Annotated in this window: 16 protein-coding genes and 1 pseudogene; 6 read left to right on the top strand and 11 right to left on the bottom strand. The window is 39.2% G+C overall.

The window, feature by feature from the left end:
• Positions 1 to 12 precede the first annotated feature (12 nt).
• Positions 13 to 1,172, bottom strand: a pseudogene (locus L6494_RS31200) (ISAs1 family transposase).
• 365 nt (positions 1,173 to 1,537) lie between these two features.
• Here L6494_RS31200 and L6494_RS24550 point away from each other — a divergent pair.
• Entirely contained in the window at positions 1,538 to 2,260 is a 723-nt protein-coding gene (locus L6494_RS24550) for a hypothetical protein (protein WP_237990331.1), read from the top strand.
• A gap of 543 nt (positions 2,261 to 2,803) precedes the next feature.
• On the opposite strand, the gene L6494_RS24555 is transcribed toward L6494_RS24550, so the two are convergent.
• Both L6494_RS24555 and L6494_RS24560 read right to left on the bottom strand, forming a co-directional pair.
• Positions 2,804 to 3,169, bottom strand: coding sequence for an SET domain-containing protein-lysine N-methyltransferase (locus L6494_RS24555; RefSeq protein WP_237990332.1), 366 nt, complete (start codon positions 3,167 to 3,169; stop codon positions 2,804 to 2,806).
• Between the two features lie 134 nt (positions 3,170 to 3,303).
• Entirely contained in the window at positions 3,304 to 4,074 is a 771-nt protein-coding gene (locus L6494_RS24560) for a hypothetical protein (protein ID WP_237990333.1), read from the bottom strand.
• Between the two features lie 484 nt (positions 4,075 to 4,558).
• Between L6494_RS24560 and L6494_RS24565 the strand changes: the two genes are divergently transcribed.
• Positions 4,559 to 5,866 carry an NF041680 family putative transposase gene (locus tag L6494_RS24565; protein WP_237990334.1) on the top strand — a complete coding sequence of 436 codons (1,308 nt, stop codon included), beginning with the start codon at positions 4,559 to 4,561 and terminating at the stop codon, positions 5,864 to 5,866.
• Between the two features lie 195 nt (positions 5,867 to 6,061).
• Here the strand turns inward: L6494_RS24565 and L6494_RS24570 are convergent, their stop codons facing one another.
• The 3 genes from L6494_RS24570 to L6494_RS24580 all read right to left on the bottom strand — a co-directional run bounded on the left by L6494_RS24570 (position 6,062) and on the right by L6494_RS24580 (position 8,936).
• Complete coding sequence (locus tag L6494_RS24570) at positions 6,062 to 7,009, bottom strand: glycosyltransferase family 2 protein (protein ID WP_237990336.1); 948 nt, start codon at positions 7,007 to 7,009, stop codon at positions 6,062 to 6,064.
• Positions 7,010 to 7,042: 33 nt separating this feature from the next.
• Positions 7,043 to 7,828 carry a glycosyltransferase family 2 protein gene (locus tag L6494_RS24575; RefSeq protein ID WP_237990337.1) on the bottom strand — a complete coding sequence of 262 codons (786 nt, stop codon included), beginning with the start codon at positions 7,826 to 7,828 and terminating at the stop codon, positions 7,043 to 7,045.
• A gap of 94 nt (positions 7,829 to 7,922) precedes the next feature.
• The gene (locus L6494_RS24580) at positions 7,923 to 8,936 is read right to left on the bottom strand and encodes an Npun_R2821/Npun_R2822 family protein (RefSeq protein ID WP_237990339.1); all 1,014 of its coding nucleotides are present in this window, start codon (positions 8,934 to 8,936) and stop codon (positions 7,923 to 7,925) included.
• A 380-nt stretch (positions 8,937 to 9,316) separates the two neighbouring features.
• On the opposite strand from L6494_RS24580, the gene L6494_RS24585 reads away from it, so the two are divergent.
• Together L6494_RS24585 and L6494_RS24590 are read left to right on the top strand one after the other, a co-directional pair.
• The gene (locus L6494_RS24585) at positions 9,317 to 10,534 is read left to right on the top strand and encodes a glycosyltransferase family 4 protein (protein WP_237990340.1); all 1,218 of its coding nucleotides are present in this window, start codon (positions 9,317 to 9,319) and stop codon (positions 10,532 to 10,534) included.
• A gap of 195 nt (positions 10,535 to 10,729) precedes the next feature.
• Positions 10,730 to 12,382, top strand: coding sequence for a purple acid phosphatase family protein (locus tag L6494_RS24590; RefSeq protein WP_237990341.1), 1,653 nt, complete (start codon positions 10,730 to 10,732; stop codon positions 12,380 to 12,382).
• A gap of 173 nt (positions 12,383 to 12,555) precedes the next feature.
• Here L6494_RS24590 and L6494_RS24595 read toward each other — a convergent pair whose 3' ends face one another.
• The 3 genes from L6494_RS24595 to L6494_RS24605 all read right to left on the bottom strand — a co-directional run bounded on the left by L6494_RS24595 (position 12,556) and on the right by L6494_RS24605 (position 14,425).
• The gene (locus tag L6494_RS24595) at positions 12,556 to 13,158 is read right to left on the bottom strand and encodes a DUF4142 domain-containing protein (protein ID WP_237990342.1); all 603 of its coding nucleotides are present in this window, start codon (positions 13,156 to 13,158) and stop codon (positions 12,556 to 12,558) included.
• 22 nt (positions 13,159 to 13,180) lie between these two features.
• Positions 13,181 to 13,759, bottom strand: a complete 579-nt coding sequence (gene ndhI, locus L6494_RS24600; protein ID WP_237996256.1) for an NAD(P)H-quinone oxidoreductase subunit I — start codon at positions 13,757 to 13,759, stop codon at positions 13,181 to 13,183.
• A gap of 405 nt (positions 13,760 to 14,164) precedes the next feature.
• Positions 14,165 to 14,425, bottom strand: coding sequence for a hypothetical protein (locus L6494_RS24605; RefSeq protein ID WP_237990343.1), 261 nt, complete (start codon positions 14,423 to 14,425; stop codon positions 14,165 to 14,167).
• A 169-nt stretch (positions 14,426 to 14,594) separates the two neighbouring features.
• Between L6494_RS24605 and dapB the strand changes: the two genes are divergently transcribed.
• Together dapB and L6494_RS24615 are read left to right on the top strand one after the other, a co-directional pair.
• Positions 14,595 to 15,431 (top strand): 4-hydroxy-tetrahydrodipicolinate reductase, encoded by an 837-nt coding sequence (gene dapB / locus L6494_RS24610; protein ID WP_237990344.1) that lies wholly within the window; start codon positions 14,595 to 14,597, stop codon positions 15,429 to 15,431.
• Positions 15,432 to 15,540: 109 nt separating this feature from the next.
• The gene (locus tag L6494_RS24615; RefSeq protein WP_237990345.1) at positions 15,541 to 16,230 is read left to right on the top strand and encodes a phosphate ABC transporter permease; all 690 of its coding nucleotides are present in this window, start codon (positions 15,541 to 15,543) and stop codon (positions 16,228 to 16,230) included.
• A gap of 95 nt (positions 16,231 to 16,325) precedes the next feature.
• Here the strand turns inward: L6494_RS24615 and menH are convergent, their stop codons facing one another.
• Positions 16,326 to 17,159 carry a 2-succinyl-6-hydroxy-2,4-cyclohexadiene-1-carboxylate synthase gene (gene menH / locus L6494_RS24620; RefSeq protein ID WP_237990347.1) on the bottom strand — a complete coding sequence of 278 codons (834 nt, stop codon included), beginning with the start codon at positions 17,157 to 17,159 and terminating at the stop codon, positions 16,326 to 16,328.
• Between the two features lie 60 nt (positions 17,160 to 17,219).
• Complete coding sequence (locus tag L6494_RS24625; protein WP_237990349.1) at positions 17,220 to 17,621, bottom strand: metal-sensing transcriptional repressor; 402 nt, start codon at positions 17,619 to 17,621, stop codon at positions 17,220 to 17,222.
• Positions 17,622 to 18,001: the final 380 nt, after the last annotated feature.

Genomic DNA, 18,001 nt, shown 5'->3' on the forward strand with positions numbered 1-18,001 from the left:
GAAAAAGTTTTCTCACTCGACCATTGGACTCATAGGTGTTGGGCAAAAGGAGTCGGAATGGTCAAATAGCGCATCAAAAATCATTTGAAGTTGGTTAGCCATCAGCCTTAACGCTTCGGGAAGAGTGCGACAATTTAACTGACGAGCGAGGGAAACTAAAAACTGTCTGACCATCGCCCAATTAGCTGGTGAAAAACCGCCAGTATGAATACAGTTATCTTCATTTAAAGTTACATCCTTGACCCAATGAAGTTGATTTTCAATTGACCAATGACCACGAATAATCTCCGCAAATTCTGAGGCTGAATAATTTAAGCTACTTAAATAAAAGTGTTGTTCATGATAGTCAACAATCTGGCGACGACTTTTCTTTCCTTGAGGTCGAGTTCCATATCTGTTAACCTCTATTAAACTTTTAGCACCAACCCAATCAGGTAGTGAATCACATGGAATTGGATAGACTTTGACTTGACGAGTAGTCTTTCGTCCATGTAAATTTTCATCATGGTAATTAGTATCGATAGCGATTGAGGATTCAGCTAGCTCAGTAGCTACTTTCAGCAGATTTGGCTGGTTTTTTTTAATAGTAATAATGTAGTCATTTTCTCCCTCGATAATCAACTCAACAGTTTTTTTTGGCAATGTAGTGCATCGGCTGTAATCACGATATGATGCCCAGAAAGCCTTTTAATTAGGTCTTCTACCACACTAATCTCACTGTTTTTGTTATTTTCCATAGCTTGATGTCTGATGACCCATCCTTGCTGATGACTATAAACTGAAACTATACTCACAAAGTTTTGATAGGATTGATTTCCCCCGGTTACAGTACTTTTAATACATTTTCCATCGATGGCAAATAATTCTTTGAAATTAATTGGCAAACTCTTTTCTGCCCAGATGTTAAATAGTTCAGCTAATACCTGAAAATCAATTGACATCATAATATTTCTGAATGTTGATGCTGACGGAAATTTAATATCTGGAGATAAATCTAATAATTTGATTAGAGATAATCGATGATTTTTTGTGAACTCAGCTAAAGGTTTATACCCCCAATATCCTGTACAACTACCTAACAAAACTATAGTTAGTATTATCCAAAGTTTATGTCTAATACCTCTGGCATGTCGATAATCAGGAACACCTTGGATTGCTTCGATTAAATTCATTGCTAACTTTCCTCTGGTAGAGAGAGCAGTGTTTTTCTTAAGGAATCGTCCTTCTATGTTATATTTTCTCTCCCGACAATTAATCCACCCTGCTCAGGTTCTGCCAAAAGGGGGTCTGTATTCAATCAGACTTCCTTTTTTTTCTTTAACATCACCTATTTAGTCTAAACTCCAGTAAGTATATGTAGCAACAGCTTAACGCACCTTTTCTAAAGGCTTTGGTGCGTTACGGCTTACAGCTAACAAACCTTACTGGACTCCTGGACTAATTTGTAATTCGTAATTCAAAAAGAGGTGAATGATGTCCACAAACTTATGCAGCTTAAAAACGCAATTTGTACATCTATTTTTAAACGAAATAAGTTATGAGCGAACATCGTTTGAGCGAAATTGTGATTGAACGTCCCCGTGGTGGGATGAAAATTAGCCTCAAAAAGTTAAAAGGCTTCAAAAAAGAATTACAGAGAATTACTGAAGAAGCAACTCAGGACGGATTATTTAATCCTTACCTGATTAAACCTAGAAATAAATCCAAATATCTTTCAGATCACCTTGGCCCTGTGCGGCGGTTTTTGCGTTCTAAAGTTGGACAACCTTGGAATGACGTTTACAGGGAACTGTGTCAACGATTAGATCACAACACAATGGCAGGACAACACGTGATTGGTCATTTGTGGGATTTTGTGGAACGATATGTAGAAATAATCGATGGTAAAGTTTGCAGAAAAGCATACCAAGGTCGTCAGGTTTGGTTAGATATAATTTACCGCGATCGCTTTTACATTCATCCTGAAACTGGGATTCTTTGTGCAATTGACAAAGTGCCTCGTAAGCAAAAGCGTAAACCCCAAGAACAGGATATTATCATCATTGATAATTATCACCAATACCGCAAAATTAACGATATTTGGTATTTAATTACATTTGCTGACTTTCCACCACATACTGATCATGTACAGGATGTTTTAAAAGGTTTAATTCATTGTTCTGCTGTAGCATATGGCAACCGCAGAATTTACGCCGCTATTAAGAAGCAGTGTAACAAGAAAGAAATTCGATTTGTTTTAAATCAAATTTCTCAAAAGTAAAGTTTTCACTTCTTACCCTAACCGAAAAAGCTTACAAGCTGACTTACTGTGCGGGAGTTTCACCCCTACTAGAATTGTTCAATGCGCTGTGGTTATTCCTACTCACGTTGAAACTAGCACAATTTTACCATACCCTGGTAGGTTAAAACCTACTGTTAGGGTTTTCATCCCTGGACTAAAGTCACAGGGTTTTCAACATATCCCTTATAATGTGAGCAGCTAGCTCCTCTGGCTGACCAGGGGCAGAGCAATATGGGGAGTTAGGATAATGCGCGGATGAGACCAAAAAGGATCGACCGACATTAATTAAGTAAGTAAGCTCCATTTGGTAAGGCTGAAAAAGTTTCATGGCAGAGAATACCTTTAGAGTCACATACTCTGTCATTTGCTCTGTTTTACCCTCAGATACCAGACGTACTATTGGCACACTATCAGGTAAATCAGAGTCCACCAAAATTCGATCTATGCTTGCAACCTTGACAGGATTAGCACTATGGAGAATCGCATCCTGTAACCAAACCACATCATATAAATTATCATTAGTTATCCTTCCAAATCTTTAAAGCATTTACGCCATCGCCCTTTATAAAGATGGGTTAGCTCTTCTCCTTTTTTTATATCTCTGATCGCAATTACTTCAATTGTATCTTCCTCAAAGTTTTTTATTACTTTCGTATTGGGATTTTCGCTGTGGTTATAAAACGTCAGACATCCTGAGGCTACTGCCCATATCGTATTGTCTTCATTCCATGAGAACACATACTGATTATCATTGGGATCTACTTCTATCCGCCGGATTAGCCCCTTCTCGACTAACTCATCCTTTCTGATATCGACAGCGGCAAAGGCTCCAACTCCATATTTACACTCTTTGACTATTACTTTGCTACAGTCAACTAAATTCATCATTCACCTCTTTTAATGAACGTTGTAGGTCTACGCATAAAAGGTCGATCTTCTCCCGTCTACAGCAACTTCTCTGACCAACGGGAGGAGATCCTACAGCATCGTTTGACGCTGGTTTTTATTTAACTGCTAGCCTCTTAGAGTAGAGTGAGTGACTTGTAATAACCTCCAAGATGTTCTTCATGATCTTGGATTGCACGAACCACAATGGGATTATCCGGCTCGCTTATTTCAAACACGGCTTTTTCCGCGTAGTCACCGTGTTCATCTTCTACAGCACAATGTGCATCAAGATATCGTGCAGAAATATTTAACTTTTGCCAGCCTTGACGCATAAGGTCAAACTCTGTAATTGACAAATACTCTACAGCCCAGTGATATGCAACGTTGTAGATTGCCTTCTCATTGGGCGAGTAACCCTCAGCATCCAAGGCATCATACATAATCTTTGCCCATCGTATGGAGCATTGTAGCCAAGGGTTTGAAGACTCTTCTGGATACATCTCTGGTATATCCTGTCCCACAAGCTCCCTATAGAAATTTGCGTACAACTCTCTATGAGTTTGGTAAAGAGGTCTGTTGGCTTCAATTCCATACTCCGAACAAAAGGGCTGTAACAAATACTGCATTGTCTTATATCGAATGGAATATGCAGTATCACCAAACGTATTTTGGAGATTAAATGCCATCTTTGAAAACATCAAGTCATAATGCTCAAAGTTGTATCCTATACCAATCAGTAAATCCCCATAAATATTAGCTGGAATATTCTGAAGAACACCTAAATAGAAATCTTCTAAGGGTTGGATATAAGAACTCTTCAAATGTCGCAATAACATTTCCTTTCTCGAACTGCTATGAACTACAGTCTGTGAACTAGTAGCTACTTGTGATTTAGTTTCTTTCATAATTTATGGTAGATTTTTTGGATTTATCTTGACAAAAAGCGAAAAAGTATGTTGTTAATTTTATCCTATGCTTGATTTTCACAAAATCACTGTATCATGATTGCAGCTTTTTAAAATGATAAGTAGTCCAACAAAATTAATTACACAAAAATTTGGTCTTAAATCCTTAGCTAGCCTTCTGACTTTCCACATCCCGTGAAAAGTCAGATCAGTTATCAGTTAACTTCGTGGAATTGTCCTAACTGATAACTGATTTAAATATACTTTTGACAATTTTATCGGCAGTTGTTGCCGCGCCCAAATCGCAGAAGCTTACATAACTTTGCACCAGTTAAACGCCTTGCTTCTACAACTTGCGCGGTGACTTGATTACTGGAGTTTAGACTAAATAGGTGATGTTAAAGAAAAAAAAGGAAGTCTGATTGAATACAGACCCCCTTTTGGCAGAACCTGAGAGATATACGACTAACTCTCATTCGCCAATATGAAACGTGCCAGATTAGAACAATTCCGTCAAGCAGCCTACGAATATCTAGGTAGAGCAAAAGATGCTACCTTTGAATTGACAGACGCGATATTGCTGACCAAAAATATTTATTGCCTAGCAGAGTTGTCTTTATCACCAGTATTTAGACGCAAGTGGCCAAGTGTCTATGAGGCACTACAAGATAGCAGACCACAGCGACAGAAATTGATGCAGCTATATATCAAACAGATACCAACGGAGAAACGACCTCTATTGGCAGGCGACCACACTAACTGGTCACGTCCAGATGCAGTTAAACTCAAAGAAAGAACCTATGAACATAGTGGCACATCCATAGCGGGAAATAAACCAATAACCGTAGGACAGGGGTATAGCACAATTGCCTGGATACCAGAAAAAGAGGGTAGTTGGGCATTACCCTTAAGGCATGAAAGAATTACAAGTGCCGAAAGTCCAATTAGCAAAGCAATTTGGCAATTAAAACAGGTATGTAAATATTTAAGAGTCAGACCGATTTCCCTTTGGGATAGTGAATACGGCTGTGCGCCTTTTATCTTAAAAAGTGCTAATATTCCCGCAGATATTTTAGTTCGATTACGTTCAAATTTGTGTTTATGGGGTGAACCTGGAGCTTATTCTGGGATGGGACGACCCAAAAAGCATGGTGATAAATTTAAACTCAATGAACCAACAACATGGAGTGAGGCAACGTCTGTTTTGGAAGTAAATGACCCAAAATTAGGCCGTGTGAGTGTTAGCTTGTGGAAAGATTTACACTTCCGTCAGGCTGCTACACGACCAATGCTACTCCTGCGGGTTGAACGTCTGGACGCGCAAGGTAACATAAGAGTGTCCAAACCTTTATGGTTGGCTTGGGTAGGAGAAGAAATGCCACCACTAGAGGAAGTTTGGTGTCTTTACTTGCGTCGCTTTACCATTGACCATTGGTATCGCTTTTTGAAGCAGCGTCTACATTGGACTGTACCAAACTTTGGTACTCCTAAGCAAAGTGAACGGTGGAGTGACCTCATGCCTCTCATGACTTGGGAATTGTGGTTAGCTCGTGATATCGTCACTGATAATCCTCTCCCTTGGCAGAAGTCTCTAGATAAATTAACCCCTGGAAGAGTTGCTCAAGCTATGGGTGGAGTTTTTGCGGCCATTGGTACTCCTACATCTGCACCAAAACCTCGTGGAAAGTCTCCTGGTTGGGAAGCAGGAAAAAAGCGTCACCGTAAAAACCGATGCCCTATTGTTAAAAAAACAGTAACACGACCACGTAAAGAACCATCTGTTGCTGTTTAATACCTAAGATTATTCATACTTTTGCTAAGTCTCTGATTCACTCAGCCCTGCTGGGTCATTTTGCATGGCTTAGTCTAAACTCCAGTCAATATGGATGTTGTTGTTGGGTTTCCTTACGTCAAACGCCACTCGCCCCAAGCCGGGAGACCCGTCCAAGGCGGTGGCTTCCCAACCTACACTAGATTTAATTTCAACTTACCCGCGCATCTGTCGCAGTAAACTAAATGCTTGACCTCGCAAAGCACCTGGTAATAGCGATAAACCCAAACCAGTCCAAGCTTTAGTAGTGGAAAAAGACTTACCTGCTAAAACTAACTCTCTACCTTTGGGAATTTCGCCTTTTTCAATTAAACGCAAACCTAACAATAACTTGGCTTCATTTAGACGATGCTGGCGAATTTTCTCCAACTTCTCTAAAGTAAATTTATAACTTTCTAAATACTTAATTTTGTCAAACAAATAAGGAATCGCTCTATCAATACCTTGCTGTTCTGCATGATAGCGATATTCCATCAATAATTCTGGTAAATAATAACCCTTTTTTCCAGCCAAAGCTAACCGCACAAATAAATCATTATCTTCGCAGTTTTGGATATTAGGCAGCATAAATCCTAACTCTTGCAAGGTGGAACGACGAAATAAAGTTGCTCCCACTTGAAAGCTTTGTTGGATAAAAACGACTTCTAATAAATTATCTACTATACCGGCTGCTAATTTAGCTCTACCCCAGCGACGAGAATTTTCTTGAGTTTTGGCTTCATCCCGGTTATTATTAATATCAATAATCCAATGATCTGTGCCTACAAAATCAATACTAGAGTCTTGATCAAGTATCGCCGCAGTACGTGTTAAAAAATCTGGTGTTAGCCTATCATCATCATCAAATTTAATGAAATATGTACCACTGGCGGCATTAAAACCAGAGCGCATATTATTACTTTTACCAATATTTTGTGGATGACGAATGTACTTAATCCGGTTATCTGTGTACTTTGACATCAATTCTGGTGTACCATCACTAGAACCGTCATCACAGATAATTAGTTCAAAATCTGTGTAAGTTTGAGCTAAGACACTATTAATTGCATAAGGAAGTAAATTTTCTCGATTAAAAGTAGGAACACAGACACTAATTGTCACCACAAGACTTAACCTCAAATCTTAAAAATTACAAATTTATTCATTAAATACATCGTACAATTGGAACTCGTCACGGATTAATTTTGTGATCCATCTGTAGTCAAATAAAGCTTTGATTCTGAAAAATCTTGATTTTAGATTGATTTTTTTCTTGTTATCTTCAATCCCCAAGTAATTGTTCTGTCCATTTTTGGTATAGACAGCACCCATAAAAGGTAAAGGTTCAAGTGGTGTGCCTTTTTTTGCTAAAGTCTGAATTATTTCACGATGTCTATAATAGTTAAATATATATTCTACATATTTAGCTTCAGTGATTTCATCTATAATTTCTGGTACATCATACAAATCATATCTAACTATATTACTTGTCCCGCAGTATTGCTCGAAGCCTTTCCTCATTAGACGGATGATGTTATCCCCTTCTGTATAAGAATAACCTTTCTTGATTAACCATCCATTAGCTTGAGGATAACGATTGACAAAATCCGCTAGATGTTTACTAATGCAGTCATCAGCATCAACACACATAATATGTGATGGGTTGAGATTCCTAGCATAAATTAAGCCAGTGATCAGTTTGCGTGTTCTATCTATATTTTTGCTACGCCAATCTAAGCTAGGTAATGCAAAATCACGCTCAACATATATGATATTTTTATGAGTAAATTCAATATTTGGTTTCTCGTTACACACAACAATTACTCTAAATTCATCTGTTGTCTGATTACAAGTTGACCTGAGAGTTCTTTCAAATAGTTGACATACTCTTTCCCAAGATTGGCAAATATGCTTACTTTTGAGTGGAATTATAAAAACTAGCATCTAATATTTATCCTTCCCAAAATATCTATTACACAAATATCAATGAAGCTGCCATTTTATGGCAGCAATTGCATCTACATTTCACCCAAAGATATTAAGATATACCAGCTTGGATTTTATTTGCTACTTTCTGTAAAACTCGATTACTTTTTGTGAATATGTTAGGTGATTTTAGCTGTTTTGGTCTTTTCTCTGGTTCTTTGAGAAAGCGATAGTGCAGAAACTCGTTGCGATAACGGATATTAACATCTTCACCTTGGCATAATCTGGCAAAGTCCCTAGAGGAGTAACTCATGTAGTGCAGACGATAAATGGGTTTTAATCCTTCTTGGTTATAAAGAACATTATTAATGTTCACAAAAGGATCAGCGTTAGCACAATTACCTGTTCTTTCTTGACCATTGGGGCTAAGTGTGCAGTTAAATAATGGGCGATCGCACCGTAATGTCATGTAGTTGAACAAAAAGGCATCATCCCACCACTTGCGTACCCATTCTATTTCGTTCTCCTCAATTAACAATTTCTTGAAAGCCGCAAGTTCTGACGGAGCAAAAATCCCTTTTTTAGAGCCAAAAAAGCTAGAACAATGTAACTTAGGGCGGATATTTTCCTCTTTATATAAGCCACTATTTTCTATGACTGTGATATCTAACGCTGCATTTTCTCTAGATTTTTTATGCTCCCAATCATCAAATATAAAATCGTAATTATTTAGTTTATCTAATAGATTATCTAGTGGTTTCATGGCTAAACTATCAGCATCATAAAACACAAATTTTTCAAATTCACCATCAAAAGCACACAGCTTTCTTAATAAGGGGCTGAGATACCAACCATTGCGAGATAAATTTCCTTGTTTTGCTTCTGGATGTACAGCCCAAACTTCATCAGCAAACTTATCCCAGCGTTGAATGGATTCCCTATTTTCAAAGAGGGTGACATTTTTTCTAGATTGAATTTCCCGCTTCACCTTATCTATTTTGTCATTATAAGGAATAACACATACAGGAATGTCTGGACTAACATTGACCTCAATGCTATTTAGCAAGGCAACTAATTGGTCAAATACAGCATCATTGGCAAGGGTGTAAATACCGACGGCTTTCATCTTGCTAAATCCTACTTGACTGACAAAATTACTTACAATGTTAACATCTTTGCGTATACTTCACAGTCAGAGCAACTAGTTGCCTGTGAATATACGGTCAAGTGAAGAGATTTGACAGAAAGGTAGAAGGAAGACAGGTGATAGGTGACAGGTGATAGGTGACAGGGGACTGGGGACTGGGGACTGGGGACTGGGGACTGGGGACTGGGGACTGGATAGGAAAGTGGTGTTTATTTCATGGCGGGTGGTGCGCCTTTGCTGGGAGGCTTTGAAGTTGCTTGAATTTAAGAAAACTTAACAAGAATCTATTAACAAGTTTTATGGTGACATCTGGCTTGCAATCAGGTCATGGTATAGATATCATCATTTGATTTACTTGTATGAATATCTTAATGCTATCTGCCACCTTTCCCTACCCACCTACACGGGGGGGAACACAGGTGAGGACGTTTAATTTACTGAAATATCTCAGTCAAAATCATACTATTACCTTGGTAACTCAACGCGATCGCGATGTGACAGACGCAGAAATCGCCGGCTTAGAGGATTGCGTAGATCACTTAGTTGTTTTTGATCGCCCGCCAGATAGTGGTACAAATGGGGGAATAGTCAAGAAAATACAGCGATTGAGTCAATTTTGGCTACAGGGGACACCACCAAGTGTCCTTACCCGCTACTCCAGCGAGATGCAGGGGTGGATTGATAGGGCTGTAGAGGAGGGAAAATATGATGTGATGACCTGCGAACACAGTGTCAATGAAATTTATGTGCGATCGCATTTCCAAAAACATCTTAAAACTATAGTTAATGTTCATAGTTCTGTTTACGGGTCTTGTCTCAATCAGCTAACAAGCGGTGTTTCGGAAAATGTACTGCGAGATAAAATTAATTTGCCTCTGTTACGCCGCTATGAACAAAAATATTGCTCTAAGTTTTCCACGCTTGTAGTCACGACAGAAGAAGATAAAATCCAATTGCAGGAATTTAACTCAAAAAGCCACATTGCAGTCATTCCTAATGGTGTAGACTTCGTAACCTTCCCCTACCGCACTACTGACCCACATGGACATAAATTAGTATTTATCGGTGCAATGGATAATCTGGCAAATATGGATGCTGTCTGCTTCTTTGCTAATCAAGTATTGCCAGAAATACAAAAATATTATCCTGATACTACTTTTGATATTGTTGGTTCTCGACCTACACAGGAAGTTTTAGCACTGCAAACTCAACCAGGAATTACCGTGACTGGACGTGTACCTTCAATGGTAGATTACCTCCACAAATCAACTGTCTGCGTTGTACCCATGCGGACGGGTTTTGGGATTAAAAATAAAACCTTAGAAGCCATGGCCGCAGGTGTGCCGGTCGTAGCCAGCGATCGCGGTTTAGAAGGACTGGCTGTAGATGGTGATAATATACCTTTGGCAGCACTAAGAGCCAATCGAACCGCAGAATACGTTGATGCCATTAGACAACTGTTCGACCATCCACAACTACGGGCAGAATTATCTCACAACGGCAGACAACTGGTAGAAACAGAATTCACTTGGGAGATTGCTGGTCAGCGTTATGAGGAAGTTTGTATCAAAAAATAACCCTCCAACCAACGCAGTTACGCACTAGCCAAAAATAAAAGAAACACTCTTCTTCCCTGTCCCCTGTCCCCTGTCCCCTGTCACCTGTCCCCTGTCCCCGCAGCAGCGAGGCTAAAAATGAAACTGCTAAACCCTGTAATTTTGTTTTTTCTATGCCTTACCCTGATTAGTGTGCGTTCATTTGGACAAACAACTATGACTCCACCACCGCAACTGCTGACCGACCCATTTTTGCAACTACCAACAGAAAATTCAGTCAGAGTAGTCTGGTTTACTGAGTTTGCTGGTAATCAACATCAAGTTACCTATGGGGAGAATTTACAGCAAACGACCCCAGCCAGTACCACGAAACTTAGCCGCACAAGGGAAGACCAAAACTCACGAGTCGCCAACCAAACCCAAAACGGACAAGTTTATCAACAACCAGTCAAGCGCGACATCTGGCGACATGAAGCTAAGGTGACAGGGTTAACTCCTGGGGTACGGGTTAACTATCGTGTCACCAGTATCAGAGAAGACAGTCAAAGTATCAGCAGCGATGTTTTTACCCTTGCACCCACCCCCCAACCAAACACACCGCTAAAAATTCTCCTCACCTCAGACCACCAACTCAAACCCATGACCCCAGCAAATCTGCAAAAGGTTGTGGAAACTGTGGGACAAGTAGATGCAGTGTGGTTGGCTGGTGATTTAGTGAATGTCCCTGACCGTGCCTCAGAATGGTTTGATGATAATCGGGGGAATGGGTTTTTTCCTGGGTTGCAAGGTCGCGCGAGTTATGAAATGGAACATAACGGCGTGAAGACAACCTACACCGGTGGGCAAATCATTCAACACGCACCCATGTATACTTGCATTGGCAATCATGAAGTCATGGGCAGATTAGCCAGAACTGGCAGCTTAGATGGTGAATTTAATGATACGATTCCCCGTGATGTTGCCCAAAGGTTATATAGTGGTAAATCTTTAATAGATAACTCATTTAATACATTTACTTATGAAGAGATTTTAACTTTACCCCAAAGTCAAGAGGGTGGTAAAAAATATTATGCTGTTACTTTTGGGGATGTCCGCTTGGTAGTGTTGTACATTACTAATATGTGGCGAACTCCGAACTTAGATGCTTCCTATAAAGGCAGATATAAGGAAGCAGAAAAAGATTTAAATCAGCCTGAAAATTGGGGTTATGGGCAGTTAATTTATGAACCAATTAATAAAGGTAGTCAGCAATATAATTGGCTAGAGAAAGAACTCAATAGCCCAGACTTTCAACAAGCCAAATACAAAATTGTCATGTTCCATCACCCGCCCCATACTTTGGGTGATAACATCGTACCCCCCTACACTGAACCTGTACAAATTATCGAACGGGATACTGAAGGCAAAATTAACGCTGTGCGTTATGAGTATCCCAAGCAATCAGATTATATAATTCGTGATATCATCCCTTTACTAGAAGCTGCTCAAGTACAACTAGTTTTTTATGGACATTCCCATTTATGGAATCGCTTTGTTGATTCTAGGGGAATGCACTTTTTAGAAACATCTAATGTTGGTAATTCTTATGGTGCAGCTTGGGGTGATAAAAAGCGAGAAGTGCCATTTGGTTATCAGGAAGATTATACCGTAATAGGCGACCCCAATGGCTTAGAACCTGTGTTACCTACAATTAATCCTTTGGTGGGTGAAGATAGTCAGCCTATGCCTTATGTTGCCAGCAATGATATTACAGTTTTTAGTATTTTTGAAACGGCAACAGGTACAATTAGCAGCTATCGTTTTGATACCCGCAAGCCTGATTCGGAAGTGGTCAAATTTGATGAATTTAAGTTGGAATCACACGAATGAACCCCACCCCCAACCCCTCCCCGTTCACGGGGAGGGGAGACAAAGCGTAGCTGTGGCGGGGTGGGGTTCTTCGGGAAGTGGATAAGTCTTTTACTTGTATTTCTCAGTCTGCTTCTCTACATCCCCTGCGCTCTCTTTTATTTTGAATTTTGAATTTTGAATTTTGAATTGCTTCATTGCTGAGTCGGTGCTGCGAAAAGTTTATCAACCAATTGCAAATGTGATTCTATCAGAGGTATAGTTTTGGCAGCAAAGGCTTTCAACTCAGTATCTTGACCCAGTTGTAACAGACGACTATTGAGGATCAAACCTTCCATGTTCCTATTAATACCAGCTTCGGTAACGTATGCCTGATCAAAATTTGCATCAGATAATTTTGATAGTTGCGTGATTAATGCTTGATATTTAATACCCATCTCCGTTGGTGGAGTAATTGCTTTTTGGGTAGCCAACTGCATTAATTCTTGATTTAAAGGTGTATAGTCTTTGATCATCTGCTGGGCATATTGTTTAACTTTATCATCCTGAGACTTTTGTAATGCCAAGTTTGCCATTGCGATTTCTGCCATACCTGCTTGAGCAGCTTCTGTGATATATACTCTATCAAGTTGACTTATTTGGGTTTGCTCTTTAGTAGTCTCAGGCGGATTTTGGGTGATTATTTTAGCAGTGACTGGTAAGTGGGAATAACTAACAACTGTGATCGCTGCACTCAATCCTACTATTGTGATCAGATTGGTCAGCTTTTTAGCAAAATTTCTCTGTAATAATTTCATTTTCTTAATGATGAGAATTTTCTCAATCTTGCTCTAAAATCTCAGATGGTAATAACCCCGGTCGATGAGCATCATCAGCAACACCGTGAGGATTTAATACTCCTTTTGGTAAATACACTAATTCTCTTAGTGGTGTCACCATTGGGTCATTAGTAACCTTGTAAGGCAATCTTCCCATCGCCACATTGTCCATGTTCAATTCATGGCGATCGTATGTACAAAGGTCGTATTCTTCAGTAAATGATATACAGTTAGTTGGACAGTATTCCACACAGTTACCGCAGAAAATACAGACTCCAAAATCAATGCTGTAGTGCTTGAGCTTTTTCTTTTTGGTGGCTTGATCAAATTCCCAATCTACTACAGGTAAGTTAATCGGACATACCCGCACGCATACTTCACAAGATATACATTTATCAAATTCAAAGTGAATTCTTCCCCGGAAACGTTCAGAAGGAATCAGTTTCTCATAAGGATACTGTACAGTAATCGGACGACGATTCATGTGGTCAAATGTTACCGATAGTCCTTGTCCTATATATCGACCAGATTGAAATGAGGTTTGGACATAATCACTAACTTGGTTGAGAAATTTAAACATCAGTAAATTACGCTTGGCTAACCCTTTTATCACCAACATTAATCACTTTGCTTAACTTCAACCTCTCTCTAATGAAAGGATTTACAGTTAGTTGAAAAAGTAGTTCTAAAGAATGATGCAGTTAGTAAATATTATTTTAATAAATAGTCATATCCCAGCCTGACAAGCCTGATTGTTATCTATGCAATCAAAATATAAATGTAAATAAGTTGCCGTCAAGACTAAGTAAAATTACTACTATTTTGGTCTTTATTCTCAGTCATTGCGATCGCTTACTCGCAATGACTAGACATCTCCAAAAAAGAATGTAGAGACGTTCCATCGAACGTCTCTACAAGGTTTCTGGAAAACGCATATTTAATTTATGGAGATGTCTACTGAGAATAAAGATTAACATCGACAACATTAAGCGTGTTGGTTAGCTTGTTCTTGTAACCAAGGGTCTACAGGTTGTCCATCTTTACGCCGCAATTCGATTTCTATTGCTATCACTTCCTTTGAGCCAGGAGGAGCAGGCTTTTGATGAAAAATAATGTCATAATCCAATGGATTTTGATTTTTTTCTTTCAACCAGTCTTGTACTTTAGTTGTGGCAAAGAATGATTGTCCTTGATCAAACATCCGCGTAATCTGCATTTGCAGCGTATATGGATTGATTCGGCTCATAAAACCTCTAGTATGCGGGAAAATCAGTCACGAAAAGTGCTGAGAGGGAAGTAACGCAAGCGGACGTAGCAAAGCGAAGTCCGTAGGTAGTTCATTAAAATACTAGCAACAGGCACACTAAAATCTCTACAATAAGTTCCTGGTTGACTTAAAAAGTATAGTTGTAATTATGACGAATCAAGTTCCTATCCCGGTGATTGTGAATGGTGCTGCTGGCAAAATGGGTCGTGAGGTGGTGAAAGCGGTAGCAGAATCGCCAGACTTAAACCTTATGGGTGCAATTGACCACAGTGCTGAACATCAAGGTAAAGATGCGGGAGAATTAGCAGGTTTAGCAGAACCTTTAGAAATACCTATCACTAACCAATTAGAACCAATGTTGGGTTATGTGGCTGGGGAAAGACAGGGGCCTCCTGGAGTGATAGTAGACTTTACCCATCCTGATTCAGTTTACGATAATGTGCGGAGTGCGATCGCCTATGGGATTCGTCCTGTGGTTGGGACTACGGGGTTAAGTCCAGAACAACTGCAAAGTTTGGCGGATTTTGCCGAGAAAGCTAGTACAGGTTGTTTAGTGATTCCCAACTTTTCCATTGGGATGGTACTGCTACAACAAGCCGCCGTCACCGCTTCCCGATATTTTGACCATGTAGAAATTATCGAACTGCATCACAACCAAAAAGCCGATGCGCCGAGTGGTACAGCCATTCAAACTGCTCAATTACTCGCAGAACTAGGTAAAACATTTAACCCTGCGCTTGTGGAAGAAACGGAAAAAATTCCAGGGGCTAGAGGTAGTTTAGCCAGTGAAGGGATTAGAATACATAGTGTGCGGTTGCCTGGACTGATAGCCCATCAAGAAGTAATTTTTGGCGCACCCGGACAAATTTATACTTTACGCCATGATACAAGCGATCGCGCTTGCTATATGCCAGGAGTCTTACTAGCAATTCGCAAAGTTTTACAGTTAAAGTCATTAGTATATGGATTAGAAAAAATCCTCTAACCCTAACTCCCAACTCCCAACTCCCAACTCCCAACTCCCAACTCCCAACTCCCAACTCCCAACTCCTAACTCATTACTCATTACTCAGCACTCATTACTCAGCACTATTATGCTTGTCCCCTTGACTCGCCAGAAATTTGAACAACTGATCCCCCTAATTGCCACTGGCCCACAGTACAAGTATTATTGGGGGAAGTTTGCCAATTTTTTACAGCGACTATTAATTTCTGTCGTTGTTCTAGTTGTAATTTTGCTTGTCCGAGGAGTGTTTAAGCTCGATTTTTTCTTTATATTTTTCCTGGGAGTAATGGGTGCGTTGTTCTGGATGTGGTATCCAGCATTTCAGGCTAGTATCCGTAATATAAAATACCGCCGTTACAAATATAGCGGCTTTTTTCGGGGTCGGATTCTCGATTGGTGGATTACAGAAAAGCTCATTGGTAAACAAGAAACCGTTAACAGTAAAGGCGAATTAGTCATTGTCGAAAACCGGGAAAAACGCATTAACATCGAAGTTGGCGATGACACGGGATTTAGCGTCGAGTTAGAAGCACCACTACGTCCTTTTCATAAAGAAATTACTCGTGGACAGATAGCCGAAATGATTGTCATGTCAAATCGTCCTGATTTGAGCAGCATTGAAGACTATAGTGATGTTTATGTTCCCAGTCGTAACATCTGGGTAGGTGATTATCCTTACATCAGAAGGGAGTTTTTTGATGAAGTAAGCGATCGCTTACGCGAAAAGCGACAACCGAGAAAACCAAAATCGCGCCGTCCTCGTCCGAGAATGGAATGAGTTGTGAGTGATGAGTGCTGAGTTTTGAGTGATGAGTGATGAGTAGACCTCTTGCATAAATGCTTAAGCTGTCATGTTGAGCAAAGCGAAACATCTCATCTCTTTGCAGGTAAGGTAGTTGACTGAAAATAAACTTTGAGATTATCTATAAACTCTGAAGTATTTTCAAAGTGAATATTATGTGCAGAATTATTGATGATTTTTAACTGGGATGCTCGGCAAACTTGAGCCATTTCTTTATTGATATCTATAAATTTAGAATCATTTTCACCCACCATTAAAAGTAAAGAAATTTGATTATTTGGTAATTTATCCCATAATGATGGTTGGCTACCAGTCCCCATAAATTGCAACGATTTAGTTAATTCTTGAGGATGATTTTGCAGTCGGCTTTCTAACATTATCTTAAATTCTGGATGATTTTTAATAGAACCAAAAATTGGTTGACTGTACCAATTAAACAAAAAAGCTGCAAAATCAATTTTAGATGTACTTCTAGCTAACTTTCTAGCTATTTGAGCATCACGTTTAACTCTCTCTATTTGTTCCGGTTTTGTTGCTAATCCTGGGGAAGCTGATTCTAATATAACTTTATAAAAACGCTCAGGAAAATTTAAAGTTAAATATAAAGCCAATCTACCACCCATTGAATAACCAACTAAGAAGCATTTGGTAATATTTAATTTATCTAGTAAGCTAATAATAGCTTCTGCTATCTTCGGCATTGTATAATATTCATCCCCACCTAATACTTGAGTATTTCCGTGTCCAGGGAGGTCAACTTTTAAATAGGAAAAATTATCTTTTAATAGGTTTATGGCTGTATCAAACTCATGAATATCACCCATGAAACCATGTAAAAAAAGAATTAAATGTTTATTTGCATTAGTAATTAAAGAATAGTTAATATGATAATTTTCTAAAATCATAAGTTAGTAATTCATAATTCTAAGGACTAAAGTCCTTACTACAAACTAATGTATAAATTTTTAAGGTAAAAATCTATCTAAAGCAGCTTTAAGTTGTTTGATTTCTAAGTCTATATCGCCTTCTTTTGCAGCTCTAGCGATACACTCAGTTAGATGTTCATCTAGTACGATTCTTGCTACCTTATCTAATGCACCTCTAACAGCTGCGATTTGTAATAAAACATCAGGGCAAGGGCTATTCTGTTGCACCATTGTCTTGATGCCGCGAATATGTCCTTCAATCCGAGATAACCGATTCACAATTCGCCGTAAAGATTCTTCGCTATGGATGTGAGGATGAACTGAATCTCCTTGTGCATCAGCATGAGCTATGTGTTCATCTTCTAAATCGTGACTGTGTATGTGTTCTGTAGACTGAGATACAGGCGAAGATTCTTTAGTTAATCGGTTTGAGCCGTTCATGGTTTATTAAAGCACTGGTGATATTTAAGATCCTATCTTAAGAGTGGGAACAAGGGAGAAAAGGGAGACAAGGGAGAAGTATTTTTGATATATTTCGCCGTTCCCCAGTTCCCAGTCCCCATTAAATGGGTAAAACCCGAACCTGCTAAGGGTAAATAGCCATAATAGCTATTAGGTTCAAGATTCTATTAACTTAAATTACAGGTGGCTCGTGTTATGGCTTAGTTAAAACGATAGACTGACACAGCGAAACTTGCAGCTGAGAGCTAACGTCAAGATTCAAGGATTATGTTTCCATCTGCCAAAATAATTTTAGTTGACACTCTCACCACTAAATGCTTTGTATTGTAGTGGGAGATTCTTGCTTCAATGGGTTTGTC

It is taken from the genome of Nostoc sp. UHCC 0870 (genome assembly GCF_022063185.1).
Lineage (GTDB): Bacteria > Cyanobacteriota > Cyanobacteriia > Cyanobacteriales > Nostocaceae > Trichormus.

Bases quoted from the DNA above. Each gene is read 5' to 3' on its own strand.
- L6494_RS24550 (WP_237990331.1), top strand. From the start codon at position 1,538: ATGAGCGAACATCGTTTGAGCGAAATTGTGATTGAACGTCCCCGTGGT.
- L6494_RS24555 (WP_237990332.1), bottom strand. From the start codon at position 3,169: ATGATGAATTTAGTTGACTGTAGCAAAGTAATAGTCAAAGAGTGTAAA.
- L6494_RS24560 (WP_237990333.1), bottom strand. From the start codon at position 4,074: ATGAAAGAAACTAAATCACAAGTAGCTACTAGTTCACAGACTGTAGTT.
- L6494_RS24565 (WP_237990334.1), top strand. From the start codon at position 4,559: ATGAAACGTGCCAGATTAGAACAATTCCGTCAAGCAGCCTACGAATAT.
- L6494_RS24575 (WP_237990337.1), bottom strand. From the start codon at position 7,828: ATGCTAGTTTTTATAATTCCACTCAAAAGTAAGCATATTTGCCAATCT.
- L6494_RS24580 (WP_237990339.1), bottom strand. From the start codon at position 8,936: ATGAAAGCCGTCGGTATTTACACCCTTGCCAATGATGCTGTATTTGAC.
- L6494_RS24585 (WP_237990340.1), top strand. From the start codon at position 9,317: ATGAATATCTTAATGCTATCTGCCACCTTTCCCTACCCACCTACACGG.
- L6494_RS24590 (WP_237990341.1), top strand. From the start codon at position 10,730: ATGACTCCACCACCGCAACTGCTGACCGACCCATTTTTGCAACTACCA.
- L6494_RS24595 (WP_237990342.1), bottom strand. From the start codon at position 13,158: ATGAAATTATTACAGAGAAATTTTGCTAAAAAGCTGACCAATCTGATC.
- ndhI (WP_237996256.1), bottom strand. From the start codon at position 13,759: ATGTTTAAATTTCTCAACCAAGTTAGTGATTATGTCCAAACCTCATTT.
- L6494_RS24605 (WP_237990343.1), bottom strand. From the start codon at position 14,425: ATGAGCCGAATCAATCCATATACGCTGCAAATGCAGATTACGCGGATG.
- dapB (WP_237990344.1), top strand. From the start codon at position 14,595: ATGACGAATCAAGTTCCTATCCCGGTGATTGTGAATGGTGCTGCTGGC.
- L6494_RS24615 (WP_237990345.1), top strand. From the start codon at position 15,541: ATGCTTGTCCCCTTGACTCGCCAGAAATTTGAACAACTGATCCCCCTA.
- menH (WP_237990347.1), bottom strand. From the start codon at position 17,159: ATGATTTTAGAAAATTATCATATTAACTATTCTTTAATTACTAATGCA.
- L6494_RS24625 (WP_237990349.1), bottom strand. From the start codon at position 17,621: ATGAACGGCTCAAACCGATTAACTAAAGAATCTTCGCCTGTATCTCAG.